The following is a 12,850-nucleotide window of genomic DNA, read 5'->3' as shown; positions in this document are numbered from 1 at the left end:
TAGGGGCGCGGGGAACTGCGCGATCGGCCACCGACGGCCCGCAGCCGAAGCACGGCCTCTACGGGGCGCCCACGGTGACGGTCACCAGGCCGGCACCGTACGCCCGTACCCGTACCGTCCGTCCTGCGGACGCCTCGGCCCGGGCGGGCCCGGAAACGTCGACGCGCCGCCCCTGCCAGGACGGCGGCACCGACACCTCCGTCACCCCACCGCGGCCGGCGGAAACGTACGACAACCGATAGACCTCGGCGTCGTAAGACGCCCCCCGCACCACCCCCGCGACCGCAGTCGCGTAAACCTGAGCCGTGCGCTCCTTGTTCGGCCGCCACCGCCCGTCGCGGTCGAGCGCGCAGTACGTCTCCCCGTAGCACCATTGCCAGCTCGCCCACCCCGACGCGTAGCGCCGGATGGAGGCGAGGGCGTCCTCGTAGAACCGCCCCATGTGGGGCAGGGAGCTGTCGAGCGGTCCCCATTCCCCGACCACCACCGGCATCCGGTGTTCGCGGGGGTAGCGCACGACGGCCGCCTCGTAGGCCTCCAGCCAGCCGGAGGACGGGTCGTAGTCGCGGCCCGCCTCCATGGCGGCGTTGTAGAAGTGCGGGGCGTAGACGACCTTGGTGTCCCGGATGCGTCCGAGTCCCGTGGGCCTGCCTTCGCCCGCCGCCGGGGTGGGTTCGACGAAGAGCCAGTGGGTGCGGTCGACGCTGCGTACGGCGGCCGCGATGCGGTTGTACATGGGGGTGATCTGGGTGGCTTCGATGCGGCGGGCCGCGGCGAACATGTCCTCGCCGGGGCGCATGCGCCCCATCGGCTCGTTGATCAGGTCGTAGCCGAGGAGGGCGGGGTGGCCGGCGAGGCGCCCGGCGAGGATCCGCCACATGCGGGCCTGGGCGCGCTGCAGGTCGGGGTCCTCGTAGAGGTGCTCGAAGGCGGCCTGGACGCCCGGTTCGAAGTACTCCGAGAACCAGTCGTCCGGATGCGGGGTGTACGGCAGCCCGTCCGTGCGCGTGGCCCAGGCGGGGATGCCGCGGTGGCCGCCGAAGGCGGGGCCGTAGACGTCCTGGTGGGCGTCGACGACGACGCGGAGGCGGTGGCGGTGGGCCCAGTCGAGGACGCGTTCGATCTTCCGCAGATAGCGTTCGCTGTACTGCCCCGGGGCGGGTTCGAGGTCGTCCCAGAAGACGGCGAGGCGGGCGAGGTCGAAGCCGTGCGCGGCGAGGTCGCGCACGGAGTCCTCGGTGATGTCGGCGAGCGCCTGCTCGCCCCGGTGGTCCTTGTCGGCGAGGTTCCAGCCGTGGAGTTCGAGCACGCGTCCGTGCTCGTCGGTGAGGCGGGGGATGCCGGGTCCCGTGTGCGCCCGGGCCACCGTGGGGGTCAGCAGTGCGAGGACGGCGGTCAGTGCCGCGAGGACCGCCGTCGTGCGTCTCGTCGGGGTCGGCATCCCCCGGTCATACCGTCAGGACGACCTTTCCGAACAGGTCGCCCGCGGACATCTTTTCGAAGCCTTCACGGGCCCGGTCGAGCGGCAGGACCGTGTCGATCAGGGGACGTACGCCCTTGGCGACGCAGAAGTCGATCAGGTCCTTCAGCTCGTCCTTGGTGCCCATGGTGGAGCCGACCACCTTGAGTTCGAGGAAGAAGATGCGGTTGAGCTCGGCGGCCGGCGGGTTGGGGCCGCTGGTGGCGCCGGAGATCACCAGGGTGCCGCCCGGCTTGAGGGACTTCACCGAGTGCGACCAGGTGGCGGCGCCGACCGTCTCGATCACCGCGTCCACGCGGTGCGGCAGCCGGGCGCCGGGCTCCACGGCGGCCTCGGCGCCGAGTTCGACGGCGCGCCGGCGCTTGGCCTCGTCGCGGCTGGTGGCGAAGACGCGCAGGCCGGCCGCGGCGCCCAGCACGATGGCGGCCGTGGCCACGCCGCCGCCCGCACCCTGGACGAGGACGCTCTGGCCGGGGCGCACGCCCGCGTTGGTGAACAGCATGCGGTAGGCGGTCAGCCAGGCGGTGGGCAGGCAGGCGGCCTCCTCGAAGGAGAGCTCGGCCGGCTTGGGCAGCAGGTTCCAGGTGGGCACGGCCACCTGTTCGGCGAACGTGCCCTGGTAGCGCTCGGTGAGGATCGAGCGCGGCTCGTCGGGCCCGACGCCGTGCCCGCTCTGGCCGATGACCGAATGGAGGACGACCTCGTTGCCGTGCTCGTCGACGCCGGCGGCGTCGCAGCCGAGGATCATCGGCAGGGCCTTCTCCCCCAGGCCGACGCCGCGCAGCGACCACAGGTCGTGGTGGTTGAGCGAGCCGGCCCTGACGTTGACGATCGTCCAGCCGGGACGCGCCTCGGGCTCGGGGCGCTCGCCCAGTTCGAGGCCGTTGAGCGGCTGGTCGCGGTCGATGCGTGCGGCGTAGGCGGCGAACATGATCCGAACCTAGCGGGGTGCCGGTGCGCGGCGGAACCGGTCGGATGTGTGACGCGCGCCGCGTGTGTGGCCGCCCTGTCCACGTCCGGCTGCCGCAACGGACGTAACCCCGCGCGGAAGCGTCACCGCCGCATTGACCGGTGTCCCCCGCACGGAGTTGGCTGCGTCCTCGTCGGGCCACCGGGGCCCGGGTGAGGGGGCGGACATGAGTGACGGGACGGGCCGGGGGTGGCGACGCAGACGCATCGTGGTGACGGTCGCTGCACTGGCGGCCTGCGCGGCGGGGCTGCCTCTCGCGCCGGCGGCCGCCGCGCGGCCGGCGCCGCCGGCCCTGGTGGAGCGGGTGAGCGTGGGGCCCGCCGGTGAGCAGGCCGACGGCGAGAGCGCGGGGCAGAGCGTGGACGCGTCCGGCCGGCTGGTGGTCTTCACCTCCTTCGCGCGCACCCTGCTGCCCGGCAACCCCCGGGGCTTCCAGCAGGTGTACGTCCGGAACCTGGCGACCGGCAAGCTGAAGCGCATCAGCACCGCTCCCGACGGCTCGGCCGGCAACGACGCCTCGTGGTCGGCGGTCATCAGCGGGAACGGGCGGTACGTGGTCTTCGAGTCGATGGCCACCAACCTGGCACCGGGCCGCAACACCGGTGAGCGCAGCGAGGACGTCTTCGTGCACGACCTGGTGACGGGCCGCACGGAGGTCCTGGTCGCGAACCCGGCGGGCACGGCGGCCAACACCACGTCCCCGGCGGTCAGCCACGACGGGCGGTTCGTCGCGTTCGCCTCCACCCGCGGCGACCTGGTCCCCGGGGACACCAACGGCCACCAGGACGTCTTCGTACGGGACCGGGTGCGGCGCACGACCGAGCGGGTCAGCGTCGCCGGTGGCGGCGGGCAGGCCGACACCTTCAGCATGGCGCCGTCGATCAGCGCGGACGGCAGCCGCGTCGGCTTCCTCGGCTTCCCCGGCCTGGCGCCCGGCGGCGACGCCCCGGCGGGCGCGGCGGAGCTGCGCAGGCCGCAGCCGCGCATCTTCTACGTACGCGACCTGCGCGCCCGGCGCACCGAGGTGGCGTCCAAGGACTACAAGGGCATGCAGGTGGGCGTGTACGGCACGCCCGTCCTCGGTCCGGACGGCCGGCACGTGCTGTTCAACTCCCTCTCGGAGCCGGTGGTGCCCGGCGACACCAACGGCAAGACCGACACGTTCCTGCGCGACCTGCGGACGGGCGACGTACAGATGATCAGCCGGGCCCACGACGGGGGCCCGGCCAACGGCATGTCGGTGCCGGGGCTGGCCCTCAGCGCCGACAGCCACCGGGTCTTCTTCGTCTCCATCGCCTCCAACCTGGTGCCGGGCGACAGCGGCACGTCGCAGGACGTCTTCGTGCGGGACGTGGTCCGGGGGAAGACCGAGCGCGTCAGCGTTACGCGGGACGGCGGCCCGCCGAACGGGAGCGCCTTCCTCGAGGGCGTCGACCGGGCGGGCCGCGTCGCGCTGTTCACCTGCGACGCGGACAACCTGGTGCCCGGTGACACCAACAAGGCGTACGACGCGTTCGTACGGCGTCTGCGGTGAATCCGCCGTGAACGGGCGTGGGGCCGGACCGCTCGGCGGTCCGGCCCCACGTCAGCACGTCAGCACATCAGTACGTCAGCGCCGGGCGACGCCGTCGGCGCGGGCCGCGGCGGCCACGGCGGCGGTGACGGCCGGGGCCACCCGCTCGTCGAACGGCGAGGGGATCACGCAGTCCGCGCTGAGCTCGTCGGCGACCACGGCGGCCAGCGCCTCGGCGGCCGCGAGCTTCATGCCCTCGGTGATGCGGGAGGCCCGCACCTGCAGGGCACCGGCGAAGATGCCGGGGAAGGCGAGCACGTTGTTGATCTGGTTCGGGTAGTCGCTGCGGCCGGTCGCGACGACGGCCGCGTACTTGTGCGCGACGTCCGGGTGGATCTCCGGCGTGGGGTTGGCCATCGCGAAGATCAGCGCGTTCTTCGCCATCTTGGCGACGGCAGCCTCCGCGATGGTGCCGCCGGAGACGCCGATGAAGACGTCCGCGCCGTCCAGCGCCGTCTCCAACGGGCCCGACAGACCGGCCTTGTTGGTGAAGCCGGCGAGCTCGCGCTTGACGTCGGTGAGGTCCTCGCGGTCCCCCGAGACGATGCCCTTGCGGTCGCAGACGGCGACGTCGCCGATGCCCGCCTCCACCAGGATCCGGGCGATGGCGACGCCGGCCGCGCCGGCGCCCGAGATCACCGCCCGCAGCTGGCCCAGCGTGCGGCCCGTCAGACGCGCGGCGTTGCGCAGTGCGGCGAGCGTGACGACGGCGGTGCCGTGCTGGTCGTCGTGGAAGACGGGAATGTCGACGCGCTCCTGCAGGCGGCGCTCGACCTCGAAGCAGCGCGGCGCCGAGATGTCCTCCAGGTTGATGCCGCCGAAGGAGGGGGCGAGGCGGGCGACGGTGTCGACGAGGTCGTCCACGTCCCGGCAGTCCAGGGCGATCGGGACCGCGTCCACCCCGCCGAACTGCTTGAAGAGGATGGCCTTGCCCTCCATCACGGGCAGCGACGCCTCCGGACCGATGTCCCCCAGCCCGAGGACCGCACTGCCGTCCGTGACCACCGCGACGACCTGGGACTTCCAGGTGTAGTCGTGCACGAGCTCCGGCTCCTCGGCGATCGCGCTGCACACCTTCGCGACGCCCGGCGTGTACGCGAGGGACAGGTCGTCCCTGTCACGCACGGGAACGGTCGCCTGGACCGCCATCTTGCCGCCCCGGTGCAGCGCGAACGCCGGGTCGAAGAGCTCCTGGCGCTCTTCGTCCGGACCGCTGTCGCTGCGAGGATTCACGATCTCCGCTGACACTGTTCTTGACCCCTTTGTCGATTGCCGTCGAGGGTAACCGCTCCGGGGATGAGGGAGCGGGTCGGGCACGTGTCCGGGCCCCGGCCGGCGGATGACCAGCGAATGACCGGGCGCGTACGGACACCGGGCGCGCCGCACACGCGCGCCCTGGGCCCCGGGTGAGGGGTGTAACTGGTCTTTCTACCGGAAGAGCGCTACGGCCGACGAGTGAGTTCCGGCTGTGTGTGACGCGGCTCCCGCACCGGATCGGGCCGGAAACGTGTGAACTGGTGACGGGAAACGGCCAGGCGTCCACGGAGTGAGACGGCACGGGCGTGAGGTGGGTCTCCCCGGCAGAAGCCGAACAGAAGCGATACAGCCCCATAAAGGGTGTGAACCGGCTGGTAACGAAAGCCGATCACCCGTTATCCGATTTTGACATGGCTGGCCCCCCGAATGGGGCAGTCCGGATGGCAAGATGCGCAGACCGCACGAGGTCGCGGCGCACGAGGAAGTGTGCTCGCCCCCTCGAGCCGTGTTTCGCGTGATTGCCGAGTTACCCGTCGGATACCCCCTCGACCGCAGGAGGAACGAGCAATGACCGCAAGCACCACCCCCCGCCCGGCAGCCGCCAGGAGTCGTTTGGCCGCCGTCGGCGCGATCGCGGTCGCCGGCACCCTGCTGCTGACCGGCTGCGGCGACCAGCGGGACAAGACCACGACCGGCAACGGCGCCGGCCAGACCGCCGCCGGCTCCCAGGCCCCGCTCTTCGCCAAGCTCCCCAAGAAGATCCAGGACTCCAAGGTCATCAAGGTGGGCTCCGACATCGCCTACCCGCCCGTGGAGTTCAAGCAGGACGGCAAGGTCGTCGGCATCGACCCCGACATCGCCGCCGCCCTCGGCAAGGAACTCGGGGTCAAGGTCGAGTTCAACAACGGCACCTTCGACGCCCTGCTGACCGGACTGCGATCCAAGCGTTACGACATCGCGATGTCCGCGATGACCGACACCAAGGACCGGCAGGAAGGCGTCGACTCCAAGACCAAGAAGAAGGTCGGCGAGGGCGTCGACTTCGTCGACTACTTCAACGCCGGCGTCTCCCTCTACACCAAGAAGGGCGACACCAAGGGGATCGGCGGCTGGGCCGACCTGTGCGACAAGAAGGTCGCCGTCCAGCGCGGCACCGTCTCCCACGACCTGGCCAAGGCCCAGTCCGACAAGTGCGAGAAGGACGACAAGGGAAGCATCAGCATCGAGGCCTTCGACACCGACCTCGAAGCACAGACCCGCCTGAAGGCGGGCGGCGTCGACGCCGTCTCCAGCGACTTCCCCGTCGCCGCGTACGCGGTCAAGACCTCCGGCGGCGGCAAGGACTTCGAGATCGTCGGCGACCAGGTCGAGGCCGCCCCGTACGGGATCGCTGTCGCGAAGGACAACGCACAGCTCCGGGACGCCCTCAAGGAGGCGCTGGAGGCGATCGTCAAGAACGGTACGTACGAGAAGGTCGTCAAGACCTGGGGCGTCGACGCCGGCGCCATCAAGGAAGTGAAGATCAACGGCGGTTCCTGAGCCCGCCCCCTCGCCCTCGTACGGAACTGCTGAAAGGCACCACCCGTGACTTCTTCCCCCTCCCCCGAGGAGCCACAGCCGGCCGAGGCCGTGGCCGGCGAAGCCGCAGCCGGCGAAGCCGGCAAGGACGCCGCCGAGGCGGCGGATGCCGCCGACACGAAGCCGGCGGAGCCGGCGGGCAAGGCGCCTGCCGGCGAAGCCGGCAAGGACGCCGACGGCTCGGCCGCCGACACGGCGAAGGCCGACGAGCCCGCCGGCGACTCGGCCGACACGGCTGCCGCAGCCGAAGGCGCCGAGGCAGCGGAGGCCGGCAAGGCCGCCGAGGCGGCGGACGCCGCCACTGGCGAGGCCGGCGAAGCCACCGGCACGGCCGACGCCGGCGAAGCCGGCAAGGACGCCGCCGAGGCGGCGGACGCCGGCGACTCGACCGGCACGACTGCCGCAGCCGAAGGCGCCGAGGCCGCGAAGGCCGACGGCTCGGCCGAGGCCGCCAAGGCCGCCGAGGCGGCGGAAGCGGACGCGTCCGGCGCCGCCAAGGAATCCGCCGATGCGGCGGACGAGCAGGCGGCGGCTTCCGCCGCCGACGGCAAGGCGGCCGACAAGGCCGCGGACTCCGCCGACGACACCAAGGCCAAGAGCGCAGACGCCGGCAAGGCCGCCAAGGCCAAGGCCGGCACCGCCAAAGCCGCCGCAGGCGGCGGTGGCGGCGGTGGCGGCAAGGGTGACGGGCCCGGGGCCGCCAAGGCGCCCTCGGCCGCCTCCGGCGGCGGAGGCGAGCCGCAGGCGATCAAGGCGATTCCCGTGCGGCACTACGGCCGCTGGGTTTCGGCCGTCGTCGTGCTCGGTCTCCTCGGGCTGCTGGTGAACGCCTTCGCCACGGCCAACGTCAACTACAGCGCGATCCCGGACTACCTGTTCGACTCCTCGGTCCTGTCCGGCCTCGGCAAGACCGTGCTGATCTCGCTGCTCGCCATGCTGCTGGGCCTCGTGCTCGGCATCGTGCTGGCGGTGATGCGGCTGTCGAAGAACCCGGTGACGTCGTCCGTCTCCTGGCTCTACATCTGGTTCTTCCGGGGCACCCCGGTCTACGTCCAGCTGCTCCTGTGGTTCAACCTCGCGCTGATCTTCCCGTACATCAATCTCGGTCCGATCTACCGGGACGAGATGAGCGACTTCATGACCCCGTTCATGGCCGCGCTGCTCGGCCTGGGTCTGAACGAGGCCGCGTACATGTCGGAGATCGTGCGGGCCGGCATCCAGTCGGTGGACGAGGGCCAGACGGAGGCCGCGCACGCGCTCGGCATGAGCCAGGGCAGGACGCTGCGCCGCATCGTGCTGCCGCAGGCGATGCGGGTGATCGTGCCGCCGACGGGCAACGAGTTCATCAACATGCTCAAGACGTCGTCGCTGGCGGCGAGTGCCGCCCAGTATCTGGAGCTGCTGCGCTCCACGTCGGACATCGGTCAGACCACCGGCGCCACGGTGGAGATGCTCTTCCTCGCCGCCACCTGGTACCTGATCCTCACCAGCGTGTTCAGCGTCGGCCAGTTCTACCTGGAGCGGCGTTACGCCCGGGGCTCGCTGCGTACTCTGCCGCTCACCCCGTGGCAGAAGGTCAAGAAGAACCTGGCCTCCTTCAGCAACCGCACCACCGGAGGTGTCAGCGCATGAACGCGATGGTGAAGGCCGAGGGCGTCCACAAGTCCTACGGCGCCGTGCAGGTCCTCAAGGGCATCGACCTGGAGGTCGCCCCGCGTGAGGTGTTCTGCCTCATCGGCCCCTCGGGTTCGGGCAAGTCCACGTTCCTGCGGTGCATCAACCACCTGGAGCAGATCAACGCGGGCCGGCTGTACGTGGACGGTCAGCTGGTCGGCTACCGCGAGCAGGGCAACAAGCTCTACGAGCTCAAGGACAGCGAGGTGGCCCGCAACCGCCGGGACATCGGCATGGTGTTCCAGCGCTTCAACCTCTTCCCGCACATGACGGCGCTCGCGAACGTCATGGAGGCGCCGGTGCAGGTCAAGGGCGAGAGCAAGGCGGTGGCCCGGGAGCGGGCGAAGAAGCTGCTGGACCGCGTGGGCCTGGCCGACAAGGCGGAGAACTACCCCTCCCAGCTCTCCGGCGGCCAGCAGCAGCGGGTCGCGATCGCCAGGGCACTGGCGATGGAGCCCAAGCTGATGCTCTTCGACGAGCCGACGTCGGCGCTGGACCCGGAGCTGGTGGGCGACGTGCTGGACGTGATGCGCGACCTCGCCGAGGACGGCATGACGATGATCGTGGTCACGCACGAGATGGGCTTCGCCCGTGAGGTCGGCGACTCGGTGGTCTTCATGGACCAGGGCGTGGTGGTCGAGTCCGGCAATCCGCGGGACGTGCTGACCAAGCCGCAGCACGAGCGCACGAAGGCGTTCCTGTCGAAGGTCCTCTGACGGGAACACAGCTGACGGAAAAGAGCGCGGGGGTACGGGCCGGGCGGCCCGCACCCCCGCGCTTTTGTTCAATTGGTGTGAATGTGGACGACGTTCTTGAACTGGCCGTCCACACGCGCGTTGCCCGCGCTGAAGTTCTGCTTCGTACCGTCCTCGTAGACCAGATAACCGGAGTAGTTGCCCGGGACGAAGGCCGTCACGTACACGTTGGTGTCGAGGTCGCCGTGGCCGGCGAAGCAGTGCGGGATGATCGAGAAGCCCCAGGTGGTGATCTGGTTGGGGTCGGTCTGGGCGCTGCAGGAGGCACTGTGCAGCGTGGTCGCGGCATTGGCCGGGGCCGCGGCGAGGGCCAGGCCCGCGGCAGCGGCCAGGCCGACGGCGCCGAGCCGGACCGTCTTCATGAAACGCATCGCGTTCTCCTGTTCGGTCGGCTGTTTCAGTTGACGTGGATGTGGATGACTTCGCCCTTGAGGCCGAACTTCGCCTCACCGGCGGTGAAGGTCTTCTTCGTGCCGTCCCGGTACACGAGGTAGCCGGTGTTGTTGCCCGGGGTCAGGGCGAACTCGGAGAGGTCGACATTGAGGTCGCCGTGGCCCGCGTAGCAGATCTGCGGCCAGGGCGTGACGATCTGCCAGAACTGGAGCTGGGACTTGTCGCTCTGGTTGCACTCGACCTTGTGGAGCGTGGTGGTCGACGCGTGGGCCGGGGCCACGGCCAGCCCCAGGCCCGCGGCGGCGGCCACGGCGACCGCACCGAGGCGGACGGTTTTCATGAGGCGCATCGCATTCTCCTTTGTCAGCGGATGCGAAAACGCGTTCATGGTGGGGGCGCTCCCGGAAGGCCCTCCACGGTCGTTGCAGCAAGCTGCCAACCACGTGTAATAACCTCGATATAGCGGCAGCTATTACGGCGCGACTGGGGAAGTGAACGTGGAACTGGCCTTGTACTCGGACTACGCCGTGCGGCTGGTCAATACCGAGCAGCCCGCGCGCGGAGTGGACACGCTGACCTCGCTGGACGCGGTGCGGGCGCTGTTCGGGACGGGCTCGCAGACCGCGCGGCGGCTGACCGACGGGGACCTGACGCGACTGCGTGCCGTACGCGGGCGGCTACGCGCCGTCTTCGAGGCGGCCGCCGGGGGCGAAGAGGTACGGGCGGTGGACCTGCTGAACGCGCTGCTGATGGACTTCCCTGTCAGCCCCCAGATCTCGGGGCACGAGTACCGGGACGAGGACGGGCGCCCCAAGTGGCACCTGCACATCGCCGACCACGCCGCCAACGCCGGCGCGTCGTACACGGCCACCGCCTGCATGGGGCTGGCGGTGCACCTGACGGAGCACGGCGTGGAGCGGCTGGGCATCTGTCAGGCCCCGCCGTGCCGCAACGCCTATCTGGACACCTCGACCAACCGGTCCCGCCGCTACTGCTCCGACCGGTGTGCCACGCGGGCCAACGTCGCCGCCTACCGGGCCCGCAAGCGCCTGGAGAGCGCCCCGGCGGGCGAGGCGGCGGAGCGCAGCGGCCGCACGGCCGAGGCGAGCCAGGAGAGCACGGCCGGCGCCGAGCGCTGACCGCGCGCGGGCGGGCGGCGCAGCCGCAGCAGGGCGCGGGCGACCACGAACTCGTCCGGGACGGCGCCGAACTCCCGGCTGTCGTTCTCGACGAGGGGGTTGTCCCCCAGCACCCACCAGCCGCCCTCGCGCCGCTCCACCGCGCGTTTGACGATGAGCAGGTCCTGCCGGAAGGGGTGCCGCAGGACCACGACGTCACCCGGACGCACCACCCCGCCGTACTGCACGAGCAGCTGGTCGCCGGGGTTGAGGGTGGGCACCATCGACGGGTTGTAGACCTCGGCCAGGCCGATGCGCAGCAGCCCCCGGTGCTCGCGCTCCAGCTCCTGCCCGCGCTCGTCCAGCTGCTCCTGCACGACGGCACCTCCGCGTCCGTTCCGCCTCCGGTCCCAGACTGACACCGGACTTTCGTCCCAAGCCCCCCGGGGCACCCGAGAAAAGCCTTCCCGCACCGAGTAATCTCGCACCTGAGAAGACGATCACGAGGAAGGACAGCTCATGCTCTCCCGCCTTTTCGCCCCCAAGGTGCGGGTCAGTGCACACTGTGACCTGCCCTGCGGCGTTTACGACCCGGCACAGGCCCGGATCGAGGCCGAATCGGTCAAGGCAGTCCAAGAGAAGTACCAGGCCAACGAGGACGCGGCGTTCCGCGCCCGCGCGATCCTCATCAAGGAGCAGCGCGCCGAGCTGGCCAAGCACCACGTCTCGGTGCTGTGGAGCGACTACTTCAAGCCTCCGCACTTCGAGAAGTACCCGCAGCTGCACCAGCTGGTCAATGACACGCTCAAGGCTCTGAGCGCGGCAAAGGCCTCGACGGACCCGAAGACGGGCGAGAAGGCGCTGGAGCTCATCGCGGAGATCGACAGGATCTTCTGGGAGACCAAGAAGGCCTGAGCGCGGTAGTACCAGGGGCCCGGTCGCTGCACGGCGGCCGGGCCCTTGCCGTGCCCCGCACCGTACATCTGCGGTTCAGGCGGGCGTTCCCACGCCGCCATTCCTGATCGTGAGCATGCCACGCATGACCGCAACGATCAGGACCCGCCGTGCGGCCGCGGCCGCCGTGGCCGCCGTCGCGCTGGCCCTCGCCGGGGCCGCCGCCACCCCCGCCCAGGCCGCCCCCGCCCAGGCCGCCGCGCCGCAGACCGCCACCGCCCGCACCTTTGGCCCCGCCGGCCTCAGGGGCGTCGACTACGCGGTCTGGCAGCGGGACGTCCAGGCCGTCGTCGACCGGGCGAAGCCGTACATAGCGGAGCGCACCGCCCATCCCGACGGGACCCGGCCGGCCATCGTCCTGGACATCGACAACAGCTCGCTGGAGACCGACTTCCACTGGGCGGCCGTCCCCACGCCGGCGATCCGCCCCGTCCTGGAGCTCACCCGCTACGCCCACGAGCGCGGCGTCGCCGTCTTCTTCGTCACGGCGCGCCCCGGCATCCTCGACGCGTACACCGAGTGGAACCTGCGCACGGTCGGCTACCCCGTCGACGGCCTGTACGTCCGGCACCTCCCCGACCTCTTCCACGACGTGAGCACCTACAAGGCCGCCAAGCGGGCCGCGATCGAGGCGCAGGGCTACACGGTCGTCGCCAACATCGGCAACCACGACACCGACCTCTCCGGCGGCCACGCCGAGCGCACCTTCAAGCTGCCGGACTACGACGGCAAGCTCTCCTGACCCCCCTGACCAGGTGACCGGCCCGCGCCGGCCCGCTCACCACCGCTGCCGCGCCCGGCGCCGGTCGTACCAGGCGATGCCCACCGCCGCCAGCAGGATCTGCACCAGCCACACCGCCCACGTGATGCCCTTGGTGTCGTACAGGCCGAGCGGATGGCAGAGCAGGGCACCGAGGAAGGCCGCCGCGATGCCGATGAGGACCGTGGCGGCCGGCCCGACCTGCTGCCGCCCCGGCACCACCAGCCGGCCCAGGACGCCGATGAAGGCACCGATCACGATCGCACTGACAAGTCCCGCAATTTCCATGCCCTCCCCCTTGGGGCCGTTTCCTGTCGGTACACCCTTCCCCTCCCGTC

At 71.0% G+C, this 12,850-nt stretch carries 14 protein-coding genes; 7 read left to right on the top strand and 7 right to left on the bottom strand.

Going from position 1 to position 12,850, the window contains the following annotated elements; genetic code table 11:
• Nucleotides 1–58: 58 nt before the first annotated feature.
• Both ABD361_RS22385 and ABD361_RS22380 read right to left on the bottom strand, forming a co-directional pair.
• The gene (locus tag ABD361_RS22385) at nt 59–1,441 is read right to left on the bottom strand and encodes a cellulase family glycosylhydrolase (RefSeq protein WP_344437275.1); all 1,383 of its coding nucleotides are present in this window, start codon (nt 1,439–1,441) and stop codon (nt 59–61) included.
• A gap of 7 nt (nt 1,442–1,448) precedes the next feature.
• Nucleotides 1,449–2,411 (bottom strand): zinc-binding dehydrogenase, encoded by a 963-nt coding sequence (locus ABD361_RS22380; RefSeq protein ID WP_344437273.1) that lies wholly within the window; start codon nt 2,409–2,411, stop codon nt 1,449–1,451.
• Nucleotides 2,412–2,616: 205 nt separating this feature from the next.
• On the opposite strand from ABD361_RS22380, the gene ABD361_RS22375 reads away from it, so the two are divergent.
• Nucleotides 2,617–3,984 (top strand): TolB family protein, encoded by a 1,368-nt coding sequence (locus ABD361_RS22375; protein WP_344437272.1) that lies wholly within the window; start codon nt 2,617–2,619, stop codon nt 3,982–3,984.
• Nucleotides 3,985–4,059: 75 nt separating this feature from the next.
• On the opposite strand, the gene ABD361_RS22370 is transcribed toward ABD361_RS22375, so the two are convergent.
• Nucleotides 4,060–5,271: an NAD(P)-dependent malic enzyme gene (locus tag ABD361_RS22370; RefSeq protein ID WP_344437271.1), complete on the bottom strand. Its 1,212-nt coding sequence runs from the start codon at nt 5,269–5,271 to the stop codon at nt 4,060–4,062.
• 576 nt (nt 5,272–5,847) lie between these two features.
• On the opposite strand from ABD361_RS22370, the gene ABD361_RS22365 reads away from it, so the two are divergent.
• The 3 genes from ABD361_RS22365 (at nt 5,848) to ABD361_RS22355 (ending at nt 9,248) form a co-directional block, all read left to right on the top strand.
• Complete coding sequence (locus ABD361_RS22365) at nt 5,848–6,819, top strand: ABC transporter substrate-binding protein (protein WP_344437270.1); 972 nt, start codon at nt 5,848–5,850, stop codon at nt 6,817–6,819.
• A gap of 786 nt (nt 6,820–7,605) precedes the next feature.
• Nucleotides 7,606–8,490 (top strand): amino acid ABC transporter permease, encoded by an 885-nt coding sequence (locus ABD361_RS22360; protein ID WP_344437391.1) that lies wholly within the window; start codon nt 7,606–7,608, stop codon nt 8,488–8,490.
• Nucleotides 8,487–9,248: an amino acid ABC transporter ATP-binding protein gene (locus tag ABD361_RS22355; RefSeq protein WP_344437269.1), complete on the top strand. Its 762-nt coding sequence runs from the start codon at nt 8,487–8,489 to the stop codon at nt 9,246–9,248. The genes ABD361_RS22360 and ABD361_RS22355 overlap by 4 nt, the downstream gene beginning before the upstream one ends.
• A 68-nt stretch (nt 9,249–9,316) precedes the next feature.
• On the opposite strand, the gene ABD361_RS22350 is transcribed toward ABD361_RS22355, so the two are convergent.
• Nucleotides 9,317–9,658 carry a hypothetical protein gene (locus ABD361_RS22350; protein WP_344437268.1) on the bottom strand — a complete coding sequence of 114 codons (342 nt, stop codon included), beginning with the start codon at nt 9,656–9,658 and terminating at the stop codon, nt 9,317–9,319.
• A 26-nt stretch (nt 9,659–9,684) separates the two neighbouring features.
• Nucleotides 9,685–10,029: a hypothetical protein gene (locus ABD361_RS22345; RefSeq protein WP_344437267.1), complete on the bottom strand. Its 345-nt coding sequence runs from the start codon at nt 10,027–10,029 to the stop codon at nt 9,685–9,687.
• 148 nt (nt 10,030–10,177) lie between these two features.
• Between ABD361_RS22345 and ABD361_RS22340 the strand changes: the two genes are divergently transcribed.
• Entirely contained in the window at nt 10,178–10,819 is a 642-nt protein-coding gene (locus ABD361_RS22340; protein ID WP_344437266.1) for a CGNR zinc finger domain-containing protein, read from the top strand.
• On the opposite strand, the gene sodX is transcribed toward ABD361_RS22340, so the two are convergent.
• Nucleotides 10,711–11,175, bottom strand: coding sequence for a nickel-type superoxide dismutase maturation protease (gene sodX, locus ABD361_RS22335; RefSeq protein WP_425583293.1), 465 nt, complete (start codon nt 11,173–11,175; stop codon nt 10,711–10,713). The two genes, ABD361_RS22340 and sodX, sit on opposite strands and share 109 nt — an antisense overlap.
• Before the next feature lie 142 nt (nt 11,176–11,317).
• Between sodX and sodN the strand changes: the two genes are divergently transcribed.
• Nucleotides 11,318–11,713, top strand: a complete 396-nt coding sequence (gene sodN, locus ABD361_RS22330) for a superoxide dismutase, Ni (RefSeq protein WP_344437265.1) — start codon at nt 11,318–11,320, stop codon at nt 11,711–11,713.
• Between the two features lie 124 nt (nt 11,714–11,837).
• On the top strand, nt 11,838–12,494 hold the full coding sequence (locus ABD361_RS22325; RefSeq protein WP_344437264.1) for an HAD family acid phosphatase: 657 nt from the start codon (nt 11,838–11,840) through the stop codon (nt 12,492–12,494).
• A 36-nt stretch (nt 12,495–12,530) separates the two neighbouring features.
• On the opposite strand, the gene ABD361_RS22320 is transcribed toward ABD361_RS22325, so the two are convergent.
• Complete coding sequence (locus tag ABD361_RS22320) at nt 12,531–12,800, bottom strand: GlsB/YeaQ/YmgE family stress response membrane protein (protein WP_344437263.1); 270 nt, start codon at nt 12,798–12,800, stop codon at nt 12,531–12,533.
• Nucleotides 12,801–12,850 lie beyond the last annotated feature (50 nt).

The organism is Streptomyces luteosporeus (assembly GCF_039532865.1).
Classification (GTDB): domain Bacteria; phylum Actinomycetota; class Actinomycetes; order Streptomycetales; family Streptomycetaceae; genus Streptomyces; species Streptomyces luteosporeus.
Note: the sequence above shows the minus strand (reverse complement) of the source record. Positions and strands in the feature narration are given on the sequence as shown.